An 18,454-nucleotide genomic window follows, 5' to 3' on the forward strand; every position below is an offset into this window, starting at 1 on the left:
TAAAGGGAAAACATAAAAAGAAAACTTAAAAAGAAATAGACATCTCTCTCTTTCGAGAGAGAGCAAGAACAAAGGCAAAAGCAGAAACACAACTCCGGACAGTAATGTCTAACCATTCGCTTACGCTTCATGTTTAGACGCTCACCCCTAAATAACCATCCGGCCAAATCTAAGAACATAAGACCATGACGAATCCCGCCGCCCCGCCCCGCGCATCAGGCGGGCCGTCTTCACGCGAAAGGAACCCATACCTTTTTGCATTGTTGAACCATGAGACTGTTCCGGTGTGCTGAGCCATCGACCTCTCCGATCTCTTGCTGGGATTAGCTCTAGGACGTATCTGTCAGCCGAACCCGTTGCATGGGCGTCGAATGCAGCAAGACTTCAAGCACCGGTCCTGTAGTTCCGCGTACGCATCGGTACGTTATCCTTGTCTTAGTAATCGGGCGAAATCACTACCTCAAAGTGGCTGTCCGATTAGTTTGTTCGCAAGCAGGTGCCGGATTCCGTCGAGGGCCTGCTCCCCAATCTCAAGCTCTTTCTTTCAATCCGGTGAGCTGTTCGATCCTCGTGTCTGACAGACCCATTTGTTTGCAGCTTGCGGTCATATAGCGAATCTCTGTTTCGAGAGTATCGATCTTCGTTATCCACATTGAGGCTACGAGTTCAGGGGCTTCGTTTCTCTGCATCGAGCCTCCCGCCCGATTCGGACTGCGTGCTCCGCGCAATCACTGATGACGCAGGTGCTTCCGGAGAACCTTAGCGAATGACTTCAATCTTCGTCAGCAAGGGACATGTACCTTCTCACGCTTTCTGGGTGGTCGGCGTCAAGCTGTGTTAGCAACGTCAGGCTCGCAATAACTTCGAGCGTATGAGCAGTTTTCCTCAGTAGTTCGTCTGCGTCCTGGTCGGACAGTCCCATGCTCAATACCATCCGAAAGCCATTTACAGACAGGCGTTCACTGGGGACAGTAGATGCGGTACATCGCGGATTGAGATGCGTCCCTCTATGTCCGCTGCGCGACAGTATGAGGAAGGAGCTAGGGTCTATGATCGCAACCCGCGGAAGGTGCCGATGAAAGCGCTTGTGTGTAACAAGGACGCTACCGTCTCTCAGATCAGAGGTCTCGTATTGTCCAGAGCTGGGCTGGACTTGAGTATGCAGTTGATGTGTGAAATATCAAGTCTCTTTGCGAGAGTAATGAATTTCAAGCTTGCAGTCATCCTGCCATGCATTGGCTGATTTCGAGAGGCGGGTTGCGCTAGATACGATAAGCTCACGATGCAAGAATGCTTCTATTCTGGTCCTTATCTCCGGAGAGGGATGGCCTGATGTCCCATCGCAGTATCACATTGCAGACGTGTTGAATGGACCGTCGCCTTGGTGAAAAAGTGTGAAGAAATCCTTCGGGAAAGAAGCACCGTCAGTACCAGTTGCTAGTCCTTCCAACCTTTGTTGAGTTAGTCCACCACCAACATTCCTTCGATAGCTTCAAACGGCGACGGTCCATCGGTCTTGGATGTCGATACGAAGCTCGTCCAACTCTTGGGTGGCAGAAGTTGGCAGCCCCATGTTCGATATAAATCTCTTGTTAGTCGGCTTCCCGTCAGTGACGAATCAGGAAGCGCTTTCCTCAGTGCGCTTCGGTCCAGATGTGTGTCATAAGACATCCCCTGTCCCCAGGAACGCGTGAGATATCGACCGCCCGGAGCTTTTCCAGCGTTTGACAATCTCATAAACGATCACCGTGCTATAGGTCACCGCAATCCAAACGTAGACCTCTTCCACTGGGAGGAACGACCAGGCAGTCACCCGGATGCCGAGCATTTGCTCTTCACGGAAATTCCACCAGCCGTAAGGCAACGCCAGGGTGACCTCCCATAACAGGCTCGTGACCAGAAGTATGAACATCGTAAGACTGAGCGCCCGCCAGTTGATGACCGGACGAGCTGCCGGCAGGAGCGCGGTCGAGGGAAGCAATGCGAACAGTACCAGGTAGATGAAGTAGCCTGGAAACCTTCCCGGAATGCGGAGCACGTATCTCTGGTAAAGGAGGGCGGCAGAGATAAGAACTCCTGCGAGCACCAGCGACCACGGATGAAACCGTAGCAAACGATCGAATGTAATCCGTTCTTCCGCCTGAGCCGGAATGCTGTAAGCCGCAAGCCAGTACTCATCCAGCCAGATGTAGAGCAGTAGAGTTGCAATGAAACCCAAAAGATAGAAAGCGTACTCTTCAATGGGAACCCCGCCACCCAGCGCGGGCGCTCTGATTCCGAGTGTTGCGGTGACATTGGGAAAGGTGAAGAAGTATCTTGCGAAGAAGAAATCCAGAACTCCACCGACGGGAAACAACAGCCCTAAAGTCCAGAAGAAGGCCCGCTTTGAGATCGTGAGACCGTCTCGAGGAATAAACCAGATGACGATGGCTAACGAGGGCATGATGAACAGAAGCAGGCTGATGGTGTATCCGTATGGTGAAGCGCCGGGACTATGGTCGCTTCCCAGGGCGTTGGCATGTACGCTGTGCAGCGTTAGCGCAGCGGGCACGATCACTATCGCCAGCATGGCAACCGTAACTCCATACCCGGAGGATCGAGCTTGCCTCATCCAGCCACCTCGCCCAACGATCTTAGCGACGGAATCGTATCTCCGGCTGAGTCTATCAAAGCTGAAAGCTGGTCTGTCGGAGCGTCTCACCTGCTCAACGAGCATCGGCGAGCGGGATTAGTGTGGGTGCGTGCATTTCGCAGTAAGCGAGCCCAACATTCTTTGCGTAGTGGTTTCAGTGAATAGCGTTGCCAGATTGTGATGGAATCTGGCAACGCTATCTTCGTGCCGAGTCTGTAGTTGAATCGGCCGAAGGTCTAGAGTTCGATGTGCACCCCCATCAGCCGGTACCACGCCATTTCGAGCTCAGAGTAGGTTTCATCAGGCAACGTTCCATGCGTAATGTGCTCGCCGAGCATCGCATCGAACTCGTGTGCGTTGGAGGCGCGTGCGAGGCGCACCAGGTCAATGTAGCCGGAGTCGGAATGCCACTTCGCGCTCTTCAAAAGAGCGGAGATCATGTCCGACACGAAGCCCAGGGGAAATCCGGTGACACGATGAATCAAAGCGGCGTCGTGGCTTTCAAGCAAGGCGACATGTCCCATGAGCACGGCGGCTGCGTGGGGAAAGTGGTAAGGTCTATTGTCTTCAGACCATCGTTCCTTCAGGTCAAGCAGCATCGTAGCCTTCGCGAGAACAGCAACGGACTGCAGGTTGGGAGGGGTTGAAACTGACTTCATAAATCAATCCTCAATGTTGATTTGTGCCAGCGACAACGTCGTCACCAGCACCTACTGAGTAATACGCGTTTTGGGGTCCGGAACCCGAATATGAAAAACTCGGTTCTGAAATCGACTGTATTTGAGAAGTGGCTTGTATTTACCTCTTGGTAGGCGGCTATCCCGCAGTCGCGATCGTCGCTAGCAGAAATGATCACCTTAGCAGTTTATTCATAATCTTCACTCCTCCCGCACCGGTGAACATGATCTGTAGAGCGACGTTCCAGCGATCGACTAAAACACTGCAGAGGGATGAAGCCGCTCTCTAATAGCTGCGCATGGCAGAGGAAGTTTTATAGATGAGATTGGATGAAGAACAACTGCTAGGGTCAATCAGCAGGGCTCCTGTATCGGTCACGAAGCAAGGATTCCAACGAAGGGAGCACGGCGGCACAGCCCCAAGATGGCTGCTAATCCTTTTGAATCAATCAAACTGGCTCCGATAATGTAACTTGTCAGGAGTAAAATCATTTCAAGACCAGTGAGCTCATTTTGGTGGTTCCAGCCCCAAGCAGCAGGGAAGGGGAGCCCGTAGCCCTCACTCCGGCGCACGCCAAGCTACTCCAGATGGTTCTCGACACCGTAACGTCGCCGCACTCCAAACGCAACTACGGGAAAGCCATCGACGACCTCCTCGCCTTCTCTGCCAGCCGACCTCTCTCCCGGTTCTTATTAATAGAGTGGCGGGCGAGCCTGGAGACACTCTCGCCTCGACTAGAAACGTCCGGCTCTCGGCTTTCCGGAAAATGATCGGTGAGGCACACGCAACCGCATGATCGGCGAGGAGGAGGCTGCCAGTCTGATCGACGTCCCCAACTAGTGCAGAGGGGAACTCGCCTGAGAAACTGGCTGACTCGCGAGCAGGCCAAAAAGGTGCTGGCTGTACCTGATCGTTCTACTCTCAAAGGGCAAGCGCGACTATGTGATCCTGGCCTCGCTGGTCGGCTGCGCCCTCAGCGACCTGCTCGTAAGTCGACGATGGATTATCCCTGGCGTAGTTACGAATTTCGTCGATGGTTTCTTGAGCAATTTTCCTCATATTGGTTTTGCCACGCCCAGTGTCGAGTCAGTCGTCGCGCAGCACCTATTGATTGCTAATACCGGCTTAGCCCTGTGGAAAACGATTACGCGGAGAAGCCTGGAAATGTGGGTTTACCCATAAGACTGAAGTTTTGACCCCATAAGGCTAAAGTCCTTATGGGGTGTATTTTTCGCGCGGCGCTTTTCTTGGGAGTTGTTCGGTGGCGGGCGGAGCAAACACGGAACCTTGCGAAATGCGTCATCAGACCCCGCAGCCGCCCATACCGAACCCACTTCGGGCTGGTATTTGAGCTCGATATGACTTAGCGGTTTATTACCCGAGTCTTAATATTCCTAATGATCCTTCACGGGACGTCGCGATTAGAATGGCAACTGTAAGCGGTGGAGAGTAGAGAAGCCGCCCATTAGCCACGCCCTTCGGCGTGACCAATGGGCGGCTTTTTATTTGCCCTCGTTTGGCAGCTCCCAGGAGGATTCAAGATGGAAACCAATGGATTGACAAATGGATGTCATCGGTTCGGCAGACCGCAATTTACCAAAGCGAACTTCCTTGCCTGCTTGACCAGGTGCTTGAGGAAAGTGAACCCAGCCGATCTATGCATGTTTGTTTTCTGCTCCGTTATCCTCTTGCCCGCAGCGAAGACAATAGCCCAGACGACAGGTTCTGGGAGCATTCAAGGAACAGTTGTAGATGTTTCTGGAGCCGCAATCCCCCAGGCTGCAATCACCTTAACTGAGGCTGCGAGCCACGTCTCCCTTAAAACGCAGACCAATTCAGTCGGGGGCTATGCGTTTCCGAATATTAATGTAGGGAACTATTCACTGACGGTAAGCGCACCAGGTTTTAAGACATTCACGTCAGCAGGCAACATTCTAGAAGTCGGCAGCAGTATCGCCATCAATCCGAAAATGACTGTTGGCAGCACGGATACGAAGGTCGAGGTTCATGCCGAAGGGATGGCCTTACAGACGGAAGACGTGTCCTTCAAGCAGACCGTGGACGGCACTCAAATGACCGAGATGCCACTCAATGGCCGCACCATGACGAGTTTGATCTCTCTGGCGGGCGGAGCACAGAGCGATAGCGTGGCGGATACAACCGGAAGTAAATACCCTACCCAGACCACCAACATCTCAATCGCTGGAGCGATAGGAAATGCCGTCAGCTACCGGCTGGATGGCGGTGATAACAACGACTACATGGGTGGCGGTAACGGTCCACTACCATTCCCTGATGCCATCGGCCAGTTTAGCGTAGAGACTGCGGTACTGGGCTCGCAGGACGGCAATCAGGCGGGTGGTCTGGTAAACATCGTTACCCGCTCAGGTACGAATATTTATCACGGATCAGCATTCGAGTTCATACGGAACAACTTCATCGATGCGAGGGATTTCTTTTCCACATCGAAAGATACGCTGCACCAGAACCAATATGGCGGCACCTTTGGTGGCCCGATCATTCGCAACAAGCTCTTCGCGTTTGCTGCATTTCAGCACACCTACACCAGCTCTGCGAAGTCGAATGCAAATGCATACGTGCCCACCGCCGCAAATCTCGCAGGTGACTTTTCTCAGACCGACCCGGCCCCCACAGCATCGGGCGGAACCGGCGTAGCGAACAACTGCGGACCGGTTGTGCAGCTGTATGACCCAATAACTGGCGCTCTCCTGCCGGACAACAAATACAACTATAGTGCCCATGGGTACCCCGCGGTACCGCTCCCACAATGGAACGCATCAGCGCTGGCGCTGATTAAGCAGCTTCCTCCGATAAATCCCGCTCTCGATCCCTCCAATTGCGGCCATGTCTCGTATTCCATTCCGAACGTCAGTTCCGATAACCAGTTCGATACTCGGGTCGATTACAACATCAGCAACAAAGACAACTTGTATGTCCGGTACTTCCTCGATAGCAACCAAATTCCCAGCTTTTACTCGCCGACGAATATCCTGCTGACGACCCAATCCGGCAATCCTGAGATCCGGTGGCAGACGATCACAATCGGTGAAAATCACGTTTTCAGTTCCAGCCTTGTGAATTCGGTGCATTTCACGGCAGTGCGGCGTCAGCTGAGTCGAGGCTTCAATTCCGCGACCCCCAACGCCTCTGCTTTCGGGATCAAGGATTTCCAGGCTGTATCCTCCGGTATTGCGATCAGCTGCGGAACCAAAGGGGCCAATCATTGCAATTCGATCGGCAGCAGCAGCAACCTGCTCGCTACGATCAATGACAACATTCCAATCGATATCTCCGACGACCTGACCTGGATACGAGGCAAGCACCAAATAGTTTTCGGTGGTACATTCGTTCGAAACCAGCTGAATCTTAACAACGGCTATCAAGCCAACGGCGCCTTCACCTTCAATGGAACCTGGAGCGGACAAACAAAGCCAGGCGACGCGAACCTGGATTTACTCCAGGGGGCTCTGAGTGGCTTCCAGCAAAGCAATCCCCAGCAGAATGCGCTGCGGGGATCAATTCCCAGCCTGTACGTGCAGGATACCTTTCATGCTTCGACCAGACTGACCATGACGGGCGGCATTCGCTGGCAGCCCCTGTACTTCCCGCATGACTACTTTCATCGCGGAAGTGTATTCAATATGGAAGCGTTTGCAGCCAACCAGCATAGCTCCGTGTATCCCAATGCTCCCGCTGGAGTGTTTTTCTACGGAGATTCGGGAGTTACGTCCAACTTCACAAAAAACACGCCTTGGGAGTTCAATCCAAACCTCGGTGTCGCCTACGATCTTTATGGAAACGGCAAGACGGTGGTTCGTGCCGGCGCGGCTTATGCGTACACCCAGCCGAACTTCTTCGTTCAGCAGCGCGTCCAGCAAAACCCTCCATTCAATTATCTGGTTTCGCCGAACAGTTCCGCACAGCTATGCTTCAGTGATCCATGGTTAGTCGGCGGTACGGGCAATGCAGGCTGCGGTCAAACAGGCGGCACCGACGTTTCTCCGTTTCCCCAGCCTGTATTTCCCACACCGGCGGCTGCCACCTTCGCGCAGCAGAGTCAATACATCGTGCTGCAAGCCCCCTACAAGATGGCCAATACCCTGCAATGGACAGCTAGCATTCAGCAGGAGCTGCCACGCGGCTGGATGGCCCAGATTTTCTATACCGGCAACCGCACGCAGCATCAACTGGTCGGCATTCCACTGAGCGCGGCAATCTACACTCCTGGTGTATGGGGTCCGGGGGGCACTGGTTGCGGACGCATTGCGACGAGCGGTCCCGCTGCCGTAGCAGCACACACTGTAGGCGGAGGGCCCGTCGGAACTCCTTGCTCCGTCAACGGCACTAATCAAAACACCAAGATAGGAAGCTACAACAACGAGCAGGCCCGTCTTGCGCTCACCGAGATGAATCCTGCCCAGGGAAACTATTTTAAAGGCGGTACCGACGGCTCGCTCCTTGAAGCCAACACTGCCTACGCCACTTACAACGGCGTAACCATCACCGTGCAGCATCGGCTCTCTTCAATATTCAACCTCCAGACCAACTACACCTGGTCTAAGTGCCTCAACAATGCCAATCCCCACGGCGACATTAGCGGCAGTCAGTATTCGAATCCCAATAATCCGGCTGCCGATTATGGCCCCTGTGACTCGGATGTTCGGCATAACCTAAATGTCATCCTGGTTCTCAAGAGCGCGTTTCCACTTCACGGCATTGGTGGGTATCTCGCAAACAACTGGGAGTTCGCTCCTTTGGTCCGGGTTGTCAGCGGCACGCCGTTTACCGTTGAGGAAGGGCAGGATGAATCGTTTACGGACAATGGCGGCGACCGCGCTAACCTGATACCCGGCGTCAATCCCTACAAGCATGCGAAGATAAAGTCCGATCCTGGAGGGGCCGTCTATGCAGACCGGTCTTATCTGAATCAGGCAGCATTCACCTTAAATACCGTGCCAGGGACGCAGGGAAACATCAGTAGAAACTCTTTCCACAACCCTGTTTACTTCCAAGATGACGCCCAGGTCTCGCGCATATTCCCCGTTCACGAGAAATACAATCTCGTTCTTCGACTGGAAGCTTTCAATGTATTGAATCATCCATCTTTCGATGGCGTTAAGAATGGTGGCCCTACGTTCACGGGAACTTTTGGAGAGATCACTAGCACTTCGGTTGGCGGGCGAGTCTTCCAGGGTGCCGTCAAGTTCTTCTTCTAGTGTGGAGTCGACTGATAGCTTCGCACTTGAGGCTGTGTATCCAAACCTCAGATGCGGGGCTGCAATTTTGGATACTCCCGCATAAGTTCTTCGATGATCCTGTGAGATGTCCGTTGTTACATGCAACTCACAGGTGCTTGTTTCAAGTGGCTCACCGGTGCTCGTTCTCGCTCGTACCCAAGAAAGGATTTCTGCAATGCATTTTGATCCGACTCGCCGTTCAGCATTAAAGCAGTCCGGAATTGCTCTGGCTTCAGCGGCGGTTGGCCTTATGCCCGGGGAGCTCTCCGGGCAGTCCAACAGAGCCTCTACTCCTCATAGCGCAGTTTTGGATGTGCGAACCTATGGCGCGACAGGTGATGGCAAAACGATCGACAGCCCGGCTATCAACCGCGCTATCGAGGCCGCAGCTTCTATAGGCGGAGGCACAGTTATATTTCCCGCCGGAACCTATCTGTCGTTTTCGGTTCGTCTGCGCAGTCATATACAGCTTCGCCTCGAGCCCGGTGCTACGATTCTTGCAGCCGATTCTCCGTTGCCCGGCGAAGCCACAGGTTACAACGGAGGAACCTATGACTCCGCTGAGCCGAACGCCTGGGATGCCTATCAAGATTACGGCCATAACCACTGGCACAATTCACTTATCTGGGGCGAAGGGCTGGAGAATTGTTCGATCGTCGGACCTGGCTTGATTTGGGGTAAGGGCCTCTCAAATGGACGTACGGCTCCTCATGGCAGGCTCGGCTACCGGTTCGTTGCCAAGCAGCCTGGCGTCGGGAATAAATCCATTGCCCTGAAGAACTGCCGCAACGTAGTTTTACGTGATTTCGCTATCCTCAAAGGTGGTCACTTCGGACTGTTGTTGACCGGAGTTGATAACCTTACCATCGACAACCTAACTATTGATACAGATCGTGACGGTATGGACATCGATTGTTGCCGCAATGTGCGCGTGACCAACTGTGTTGTGAACTCTCCGTGGGATGACGGCATCTGTCCTAAGTCGAGCTTCGCATTGGGTGATACCCGTTCTACCGACAACCTGATGATCTCCAACTGTTACGTAACGGGCACCTATCAGCTCGGGACGATCATTGATGGGAGCTTCAAAAAGTTTGACCACGTTACCGATCCGGAGATGCGCCCTGGGTATACCGGCCGAATCAAGTGTGGGACCGAATCCAATGGAGGCTTCCGCAACATCACTATCTCGAACTGCGTCTTCGAAGGATGTAAGGGGCTGGGGTTGGAAACCGTGGATGGGGCATTGTTGGAAGACATTACGATTTCTAACATCACGATGCGAGACGTCGTTACAAGCCCACTGTTTCTCCGGCTGGGAGCGCGCCTTCGCGGCCCTGCGGAGAGAACGAAGGTCGGAGTGCTTCGCCGCGTTCTAATTAGCAACCTCGTGAGTTATAACACTGCTTCCGCGGTCAGCTCGATCATGAGCGGTATCCCCGGCCACAACATCGAAGACATTAAGCTCTCCGATATCTACATACAACACGTTGGGGGTGCGTCACAGGAGAGTGTCGATGTTCGTCCTCCTGAGTTCGAAAAAAAATATCCTGAGCCTAACATGTTCGGTCCTATGCCCGCGCAGGGATTTTTCTTTCGGCACGTCAGAAATCTTGAAGTAAGCCACACCGAAGTACAGCCTGTTGCCCCTGACCCACGTCCAGCCTTCTCTCTCGATAGTGTGGAACGAGCTGACTTCATCGCCGTCACAGCGCCGAAGGGGCAACCTGCTTTTTCGCTGCACAATGTTACCGACTTCCGGGTGGCGATCAGCCGTGCAACGCCAGATGTGGCGCTCGAAACGATAGACAATCGCACGCTATAAAGCGGGGGCTGTACAAGGAGGAGGTGCAGATAGGCTAAATCAGCCACAGTTGATGATTGCTAACGGTTACAGAATCGATTCCTGCATTAAACAGGTCCTCCATCTCTCTTACGGTTTCGATGAGACCGCCGCCAATGATTTTCATCCCCGGATGCACTGTACGGATACGCTTGGCTACCTTCGGGGCCGCCATGGCGGGAAGCACTTCGACGGCGTCAGGGGTGAACTGCGAAAGCACCTTAATCGAAGCTGTGATTGCAGCCGAGTCGATGGCAAATGTTCTCTGAATAGTGAAGAGGCCTAATGCCTGGGCTGTTTTCAGTACGTCGAAACGGGTCGAGACGATTCCTTCCGCTTTATGCAGGGCTAAATACTCCACAGCATCCCTGTCACGATTGAGCCCACTCAGGAAGTCTATATTGATGAGGCAGACCTTTCCCTTATCCTTGGCGCGTCGGATCATTTCCGGAAGACTGATAGGGCTGCCTGCTAGGAGATAAAGGCTTTTGGTGGGCGCCTCAAGGGCGGGTTCAAACATCTCGACAGTATTCACCGCAGCAATGATGGGAGAATGTATGAGGAAATCGGAGATAGAAACGGGATATACCTCCGGCTTTGCCGTCTCATCTGTCCCGTGGTACGCGCCTATCCGGCTGCCGGTTGCCATCTGCCCTCGTTAGCAGTACGAAATTGCCCACAATGGGCTTCCTTGCGATTCTCAATAACGTCTGCGTCAGTGTACCTGATCAAGCTTTAATGGTTGTTGAATAGGTCCCGACCTTTGCCTGATGCACCCGAGACCTTCGAATTCACGGAGAGTCATCTGGGGTTGGCACAAAACCGGAGTGGCTTTCCGGAGAGATAACGTTCCAACTCTTCTGCGGCAATTCCTGCGGCTTTTTCTGCCGCTTGGCGAGTACCTCCAGCAACGTGTGGCGTCGCTACAAAATTGGGGAAGGAAAGGAGCTCAGAGACCGGAGAGAGAGGTTCTTCCGGGAATACGTCGGCCGCGGCGGCAAAGAGATGATTGGAACGCAGCGCGTCCGCCAGAGCGTTGTAGTCCAGTAGTGAGCCGCGTGCACAGTTCACGAGGACGGAGCCTTTCTTCATCAAGGCTATCTCCTTCTCTCCGATCATGCCCCGGGTTCCCTGTGTGTCCCGTGCATGAAGCGAGACGACATCAGAGCGCGAAAGCAATTCCAGGAGCGATACCTGCTCCACCTGCTCTGTGTCGGTACTGGTAACAAAGGGATCGTAAACCAGAACTTTCGCTCCGAAAGCGCGGAGGGCCTGCGCTACGAGACGACCTACTGCGCCATATCCAACGAGACCTACAGTCGACGACTCCAATTCAAAGCCGGCGGTTTCCCATGTGTAGTCTCCCTTCCATTGGCCCTTGCGTAAGGCAGCGTCCGTTTGTGGGATACTTCGGATGGCGGCGAGGAGCATGGCGATACTGTATTCGGCCGTTGCGGTGGCATTCCGCCCAGGCGTATATCCCACGATGACCCCGCTGGCTGTGGCGGCATTGAGATTGACATTGACGGGTCCTCCTCGACAGACGATGAAGAGTCGTAGATCAGGAGTATGGGACAAGACGTGCTGCGTCAGAGGGGCGTGATGAGCGATGCAAATCGACGCACCCTGAAGGGCGTCGATCATCTGTTCTTCGGAGCCAGATGCTTCACGCACCTCGGCAATATTGCGAAAAGGCTCAAGCGGAAAAGGCGTAGACGCCTCATGTATGGTGTAGCCCGAGGAAAGATGATCTATCTTGCTGCGCATAAGCTCAGCGCTGATAAAGTGGTCGCCAATGAGAAGAAGTTTATTGTTTGACATGATCTCTGTTTGTTTTGTTTTGAACTGTGAAGGGCGAATTGAAAGACAACAAACTGGCACCCTCGTCGCTGAGCATGAGCTCTGTGATCGTGCCATTGTCCAAACGAGGAAATCTTGATCGGTAGTGCGACAGCGGAATACCCAGTAGATCGCAGAGCATGAGCCGGATAAGGGTGCTATGCGCCACGAGGAGGACCCGCGCATTCTGTTCGCTACGCTCACGAATGCGAGTTAGAGCATCGATTCCACGCTTTGTAGCGAGGGAGGGATCTTCACCGCCCGGAAGGTAGTGGTTCACCGGGTTTTGAAGAAAAGCCTTGCGTTCGAGCGGAAATCTTTCGCGCATCTCTTTGTCGGTGAGCCCTTCCCCTCGTCCAAAGTCAAGCTCATTAAGACCGTCGTCGATCTGCAGCGGCACCTGAAGCAAGTCCGCAACAGGTTGAGCGGTAAGTCGAGCTCTCATCAACGAGGAACTCCACACTGAGGATAGGTTTTCGGCTTTAGCCCATTGTGCAAGTTCTACAGCCTGGTCGAGTCCCCGTTGAGTAAGGGCAATATCACTCTTACCCGCATAGCGGTTCTCCGCATGCCAGATGCTCTCCCCATGCCGTGCGAGGATCAGCCGAATCATGCGACGACCCTCGGAACATTTTCGGGGACCATAGCATCCGGCAGCCAGCCACGTCTGTTGAGCTCATCGACAAAGCGATCGTATTGCTCGGAATAAGTGGCGAAGTTCCGATTCGGAGAGATGGTCTCATGGATCTTGATCATTCTGTTGCACGCCTCATGCAGTGGGAAGTGGTGAGACGCGACAAGAATGGCCATGCCCAGAGCAGGTTCTACGATTGTCGGAACAGATATTTCTCGTCCGAGAGCGTTTGAACGAATCTGGTTCCATTCACGGCTTTGTGCCGCGCCACCAGTAAAGAAGAATGGGCCTTCCATCGGTGCACCCAACTGGCGGAGATAATTCAGAGCCAGCCGCTCCAGATACGCGATGCCGTGAAGGATCGCGGAATAGTGTTCTTCTATGGACGCGGGCGAACCTAGCGTGAAGCCAACTGCATCAGGAGAGACAAAAGGAAAACGCTCTCCACGTCCGGCTAGCGGATAGACTATGGTGGATGAGGGTCCAGCTATCTCTGCCGCGCGATTGAGCGCATGCAAATCGGCGGAGGGAAACTCTCGCGTCAGAATTCCTGCACCAGTGCTTGAAGCGCCCCCTGGCAACCAGTGACCGTCTGAGGAACGATGGGAGTAGATGATCCTCTGAGGGTCGCGAAGCAGCTCCGTGGTCACACCTTTGAGTACCAGCGTCGTCCCAAGCACAGAATTCCAACTGCCTGGTGTGACAGCCCCAGCAGCGATCTGAGCCGCACAGCTATCGGTCATCCCGGCATAGATTGCAGTGTTCATCGGTAGACTGGTCTGCTGCGCCGCATCGAAACAAACTTGGCCGATTAGCCTTCCCGGTGATGTGACTTCGGGCAACAACGAAAGGTTGAGGTCGAGATGCGAAAGGATCTCATCGGGCCATCGACATTCAAGAAAGTCATAGCCGGTTTTCAGGCTATGGCTTGTGTCGCTCGCTAGGTAGCGCCCTGCGAGACGTGCATTGATGAAGTCATTCTGATGAAGAAGACGAGCATCGGGTGGAAGAGGGAAGTGTTTAGCAAGCCAACGAAGCTTTGGGAGAGCCCAGGTGGTCTGCATTTGATATCCGAGACGAGACCAGAGATCCTCTCCCGCCAAATTGACCTCTTCAGCTTCAATATGGGCACGGGCATCGTCATACATGAGTGCGCTTGTAAGAGGTTTCAAGTCGCGATCGGCAAGCAGCAAAGTTCCCGAAGTCGCATCGACAGCAATGCCTGCAATATATCTGGAGTCGGGACCTAACGATTCGGTAGCTCTTCGACAACACAGACAAGTTGCATCCCACCATTCTTCTGGTTGCTGCTCATGTCGGACACCATCGCGACGGCTCGTGAGTGGTTCAGACGCCAAAGCGAGTACACGTCCGGTGGCATCAGAAGCCAATACTCGAATGCTCTGAGTTCCGACGTCAATTCCGAGATAGACGGGGTGGCTCAATCACCCTCCTTTAAGAGGCTCCATTGGAGATGAGAAAGGCGTCTCAGCTCAAGAAAAAGCCGGTAACGCTCCATGTATGCCCCTATAGTTGCCTTGGATGGTTCAAAGGTTTGCGATGGCGGGAGGTGCTGCACAGCAGCCTCCTCAAGAGTGGCATAGACCCCCGTAGCGGTAAGAGCGAATAAAAACGCTCCTCGTGCTCCAACTTCGCTATCGCCGGTGCGTATGGCTGCGATGCCGCAGACATCTGCAATGACCTGACAGAAGAAATCGCTGCGCGAACCTCCGCCACATAAACGAATCTCAGCCGGTTCCGCTTCTGAAGTTGCTGATAAACACTCGCGTATAACGAAGGCAAGTCCTTCATAAACTGCCCGCGCCATATCCGCGCGACCGTGGGACAGCTGTAAGCCGATGAAACTGCCGTGGGCATACGGAGCAAGGAAGGGAGCTCTCTCGCCCGCTGAAGAGAGATACGGTAAAAAGAAGACTCCGTTAGCGCCTGCCGGTGCAGTGGCCGCCAATGATTCGAGACCTTGTAAGTCTTTGCAGGATAAGAGTTTCATGGCCCAGGTTAGAGCTTCACATCCAGTAAGAGTGGGCATGGCGCGAAGATAGAGGTCTTCGTCGAGTATGATCGTCGTCCCCGCATATGCAGCTTTCAGGTCAACAGAGGATGTAATTGTTTCGGTGCAAATTGTCGTCCCGAGAATGACACATGCTTGACCTGGCCGGACCGTTCCACATCCATACGCCGTGGTGACGATATCGTAGGGCGCTATGATGACGGGAGTATCGAGAGCAATTCCTATCTCCTGCGCAGCGTTTGGTGCAAGAGGCGCGGTGAGCTCGGCGTTTGCTTGCCGCGCGGGAAGCAAATGCAAATGTTTCCGCAATTTATAGAGCTTGGCAAGATCATCGGAGTACGCCCTTCGGGTCGCATCACCAAACGGGTTGGAAGCATCGGAGTGGTCGGCTACGAAGCGTCCGGTCAACTTAGAAAATATCCACCCATTGCAGCTCAAGACCCAACGCGATCGTCGGATACGATCGGGATCGTTCTGTTCCAGCCAGCGCAGGATCGCGTTCGACAAACCGGGAAAGCCCATGCAGCCACTGATCTCAAACGCTTGCTGAAGTAAGCCTGATTGCTGCCAGGCATCAATAATGTCTTTCGCTCTTCCATCATTCCAAAGCACCGCATTCCCCGTAGGGTTTCCTATGGCATCCACCAGCCAGCAGCCATCACCCTGCGCCGTAATTGAAATGCCATTCACAGGTTCATGGAGGTTTTGAGATACTTCGCGAATAGTTGCAACAACTGCAGCCCAGACGGAATTCATGTCTTGCTCCGCGAAGCCGGGTCGCGGAGAGAGGACCACCGTATCTCTCCTTGCAAGTGCCAATTCACGTCCATCGTCTGTATACATGACAGACTTTACGACTGAAGTTCCTACATCAACAGAAAGCCAGGCCATTAGATCGCCTCCGCCAATGTCGCTGAGGTGTCGTCCGGAATCGCCAATTTCAAGGTGAGCGCGAGTATGCCACTGAATAGATACAGCGCGGCGAAGACCCACATGACTCCGATGACTCCCAGAGGACGAAGCAGGATCCCAACAATGGCAGGTCCCAGCCAGACGCTTGCGCCAGCGCCCAAATTCAGAAGAGAGAGTGCAGCACCTTTGTGATCAGGTGCCAGGGAAGTCATGAGCGCGGATAGGGGAACATAGCCTGCGAGTGTAGCGCCGTAAAGTACGCCGACAAACAGGGACATCTCGTAACTGCGGTAGAAAGTGGGTACATAGTACAAAGCGAGGGTGGTCAAAGTGCAGCCGAACCCTCCGAAGTATGCGACGGTACGAGCCCAGCCAAAACGGTCCCCAATGATTCCAAAGAGGAGATTCCAAACGATATTAGATAAGAATATGGCGCTGAGGAGATGGAGCCACTTGACCATGGGGAAGCCCATGGTTTGGGTAAAAAAGATGGGAAGAAAAACTAGGAATCCAAACTCGGGTGCCGTATTAATCATGCGGACAATACACCCGACGCCTGTTTTAGGTTTCTGCCATCCGATAGCCACGGAACGAACGAGTGACTGTAGCGGACGCTCCTGCGGCGGGACCAATCTCTTCGCGCCACATGGTTCGCGGACACCGACGAGCAGGACGATACCCCCTGCTGCAACCAGCAGTGTAGCAATCCAGAAGGTTATGTAGGCCCCTAGCCTTGGCACGCATACGCTGGCAACCAGAGAGCCAAGAGTCGGGAGACCGCCGGTAAACGCGAACCAGAACCAACCCATTGCGGAAGCAAGGCGTTCCTGTGGGGCGATGATCGTAATCCAGACGAGGAAGCCGAAGGCGAAGAGAGGGTAACCAAGACCACGTAGAGAGTACGTAATCAAGATCAGAGAGATATTATGTTGATTCAGGCCGACAGTAAGAAACAGAATCTCGAATATGAGCCAAAGAGATAAACCGATTTCAATCACGCGTCTTGGACCCCAGACGTCAGAGAGAGCTCCAGAGAGCCAGCCGGCGATGGCAACGGCGGCTCCGTAAAAGCTGTATATCCAAGCGACAGAGGTTGACGATAGCCCGCGATGGATAAGGTACGGCGAAAGGATGCCGGACTCGACCCCGTCACCGATCATAAAGAAGAGAAGACCAACAAATCCCCACTGGAGCTGTCTCGGTATTCCCAAGCGGTCCGATAGAGATGAGTCGATCTGCTTCGGCTCTTGTGTATTGCCAAGCGAATAGGGATCCATTGCTTCCAATCTTAGTGCTAGTTCTAACGCAAAAAGGCCGCCCCAAACGTGAGTCAGCTCACGCAGAACGGGGCGGCCCTCTATTCTCTACCGCGGTTTGATCTTAGCTCAGCAGGTTCGTTTGTTGTCAACTCGTACCGTCGAGTCGGCGGACTCTGAGCCAGAGTGGTTAGTTATTCAATGGATGCCACATCGATGGAGATCAGAACGCGGCCACCACTGGCAGGATCGGTCACGCCCGTTTCTCCCTCGGTCACCATCCAAAGATGTCCGCTGGTGAGAGTGGAGTGAAGTCCTTCAGGTGCGTACGGCATCTGAGAAGCGGAATAGGTATAGACCGGTGAAGCAGTGGCTCCGGTGGATACTTTCATCAACTCGCCGCTGCTCTTGGTCGTGGCCAGTCAGAAGCTGTTGGCCGTGTAGCTGCCGGAGCTGTTCTGGGTCATATCGGGGCCGATACCTTGTACATTGCGTTCGTTCATGTAGAGACCTCGGCTGGGTTGACGTCTCCGCTTGAGGTCACAAGTGTGTTGTCACTTCCTAACGGCCACTTGTAGAGTCTGCCATTCATGCCAGAGTGGGATGACGAGAATGACATTGCGATACAGAGCGGTAGCAGTGTTGTTGAAGTCAGTCGTATTGACGATCGAAATGCGCGATCCCTCGTCGGCGCTCCCGCTGCCAGTTGAGTGTCAGCTTGCGATGGAGAAATCGGTCGATCCCGAGAACCTGTTGTCAGCTCCTGGGGTTCCATGCAGTGGTTGCTTCATCGGCGGTACTCCATTGAATGCCACTGTGATAGCCGACGACCGGAGGGTGTGTCGTAGCGGTCAATGCGATGTGTGTCTCACTCAGGTTTGTGAGAAGGAAAGCGAGGGTTGTTATGGTTCCAACTCCGCTCATCTCTGTGAGATTCGATGACCAGGTATTTGGCGTCTTTGAGTTGAATGCAGGCCTTGTCATGGCTGTCGGTCGCCATGGCTGCGCCTTCCGAGCTTTGAGCGATGGAGGTGCCAGATAACAAACATGCCGTAGCGGCGAGCAACATCGTGCGAAGAACAAACATGGGACTCTCCTGAGGGGACCCTTTTCTCTGCCGCAAGGAACATAGACGGTGGCAGACGGCTTCGTGATTTATTTTCCGTAAATCGTAAATATCGTCTTCTCTGATGATTGTCATAAGATCCAGCTCAGGGCTGTCGTCGGGAACCATGACTTCTGGCCGAACCGTAACAACCGTGTAATTAATTTCTGATGAAAACGGTCCGTTCTGTTGACTTCAGGTTCTCAGGCATTCATATAATTAGCTCGTTAGCGGCAGAGTTCAAGAGGGCCGCCCATTCATATGC

12 protein-coding genes are annotated in these 18,454 nt (G+C 53.6%); 2 read left to right on the forward strand and 10 right to left on the reverse strand.

Translation table 11 applies throughout. The features are described from left to right. Positions 1–1,660: 1,660 nt before the first annotated feature. Complete coding sequence (locus JAO29_RS18930) at positions 1,661–2,611, reverse strand: hypothetical protein (RefSeq protein ID WP_334269832.1); 951 nt, start codon at positions 2,609–2,611, stop codon at positions 1,661–1,663. 257 nt (positions 2,612–2,868) lie between these two features. Beyond that, positions 2,869–3,291, reverse strand: coding sequence for a hypothetical protein (locus JAO29_RS18935; protein ID WP_334269833.1), 423 nt, complete (start codon positions 3,289–3,291; stop codon positions 2,869–2,871). A gap of 1,680 nt (positions 3,292–4,971) precedes the next feature. On the opposite strand from JAO29_RS18935, the gene JAO29_RS18940 reads away from it, so the two are divergent. Both JAO29_RS18940 and JAO29_RS18945 read left to right on the forward strand, forming a co-directional pair. Further along, positions 4,972–8,547, forward strand: coding sequence for a TonB-dependent receptor (locus JAO29_RS18940; protein ID WP_334269834.1), 3,576 nt, complete (start codon positions 4,972–4,974; stop codon positions 8,545–8,547). Between the two features lie 196 nt (positions 8,548–8,743). After that, positions 8,744–10,393 carry a rhamnogalacturonidase gene (locus tag JAO29_RS18945; protein ID WP_334269835.1) on the forward strand — a complete coding sequence of 550 codons (1,650 nt, stop codon included), beginning with the start codon at positions 8,744–8,746 and terminating at the stop codon, positions 10,391–10,393. Between the two features lie 34 nt (positions 10,394–10,427). Here the strand turns inward: JAO29_RS18945 and JAO29_RS18950 are convergent, their stop codons facing one another. From JAO29_RS18950 to JAO29_RS18985, 8 genes are all read right to left on the reverse strand, one after another. Beyond that, entirely contained in the window at positions 10,428–11,060 is a 633-nt protein-coding gene (locus tag JAO29_RS18950) for a glycerol-3-phosphate responsive antiterminator (RefSeq protein WP_334269836.1), read from the reverse strand. Between the two features lie 152 nt (positions 11,061–11,212). Then, entirely contained in the window at positions 11,213–12,232 is a 1,020-nt protein-coding gene (locus tag JAO29_RS18955; RefSeq protein WP_334269837.1) for a 2-hydroxyacid dehydrogenase, read from the reverse strand. Next, entirely contained in the window at positions 12,219–12,863 is a 645-nt protein-coding gene (locus JAO29_RS18960) for a histidine phosphatase family protein (protein WP_334269838.1), read from the reverse strand. Before JAO29_RS18960 ends, JAO29_RS18955 begins: the two co-directional genes overlap by 14 nt. Then, complete coding sequence (locus tag JAO29_RS18965; protein ID WP_334269839.1) at positions 12,860–14,329, reverse strand: FGGY-family carbohydrate kinase; 1,470 nt, start codon at positions 14,327–14,329, stop codon at positions 12,860–12,862. Before JAO29_RS18965 ends, JAO29_RS18960 begins: the two co-directional genes overlap by 4 nt. Further along, positions 14,326–15,807, reverse strand: a complete 1,482-nt coding sequence (locus JAO29_RS18970) for an FGGY-family carbohydrate kinase (RefSeq protein ID WP_334269840.1) — start codon at positions 15,805–15,807, stop codon at positions 14,326–14,328. The genes JAO29_RS18965 and JAO29_RS18970 overlap by 4 nt, the downstream gene beginning before the upstream one ends. Then, on the reverse strand, positions 15,807–17,105 hold the full coding sequence (locus JAO29_RS18975) for an MFS transporter (protein WP_334269841.1): 1,299 nt from the start codon (positions 17,103–17,105) through the stop codon (positions 15,807–15,809). Before JAO29_RS18975 ends, JAO29_RS18970 begins: the two co-directional genes overlap by 1 nt. A 173-nt stretch (positions 17,106–17,278) precedes the next feature. Then, positions 17,279–17,476, reverse strand: a complete 198-nt coding sequence (locus JAO29_RS18980; protein WP_334269842.1) for a hypothetical protein — start codon at positions 17,474–17,476, stop codon at positions 17,279–17,281. Between the two features lie 476 nt (positions 17,477–17,952). After that, positions 17,953–18,171, reverse strand: coding sequence for a hypothetical protein (locus JAO29_RS18985; protein WP_334269843.1), 219 nt, complete (start codon positions 18,169–18,171; stop codon positions 17,953–17,955). Positions 18,172–18,454 lie beyond the last annotated feature (283 nt).

The sequence above is a fragment of the Edaphobacter sp. HDX4 genome (genome assembly GCF_036877565.1).
Taxonomy (GTDB): Bacteria; Acidobacteriota; Terriglobia; order Terriglobales; family Acidobacteriaceae; genus Edaphobacter.

Coding starts and splice junctions, on each gene's coding strand:
- JAO29_RS18985 (WP_334269843.1), bottom strand. CDS start 18,171: ATGTTTGTTCTTCGCACGATGTTGCTCGCCGCTACGGCATGTTTGTTA.
- JAO29_RS18975 (WP_334269841.1), bottom strand. CDS start 17,105: ATGGATCCCTATTCGCTTGGCAATACACAAGAGCCGAAGCAGATCGAC.
- JAO29_RS18940 (WP_334269834.1), top strand. CDS start 4,972: ATGTTTGTTTTCTGCTCCGTTATCCTCTTGCCCGCAGCGAAGACAATA.
- JAO29_RS18960 (WP_334269838.1), bottom strand. CDS start 12,863: ATGATTCGGCTGATCCTCGCACGGCATGGGGAGAGCATCTGGCATGCG.
- JAO29_RS18930 (WP_334269832.1), bottom strand. CDS start 2,611: ATGAGGCAAGCTCGATCCTCCGGGTATGGAGTTACGGTTGCCATGCTG.
- JAO29_RS18955 (WP_334269837.1), bottom strand. CDS start 12,232: ATGTCAAACAATAAACTTCTTCTCATTGGCGACCACTTTATCAGCGCT.
- JAO29_RS18935 (WP_334269833.1), bottom strand. CDS start 3,291: ATGAAGTCAGTTTCAACCCCTCCCAACCTGCAGTCCGTTGCTGTTCTC.
- JAO29_RS18950 (WP_334269836.1), bottom strand. CDS start 11,060: ATGGCAACCGGCAGCCGGATAGGCGCGTACCACGGGACAGATGAGACG.
- JAO29_RS18980 (WP_334269842.1), bottom strand. CDS start 17,476: ATGAAAGTATCCACCGGAGCCACTGCTTCACCGGTCTATACCTATTCC.
- JAO29_RS18970 (WP_334269840.1), bottom strand. CDS start 15,807: ATGGCCTGGCTTTCTGTTGATGTAGGAACTTCAGTCGTAAAGTCTGTC.
- JAO29_RS18945 (WP_334269835.1), top strand. CDS start 8,744: ATGCATTTTGATCCGACTCGCCGTTCAGCATTAAAGCAGTCCGGAATT.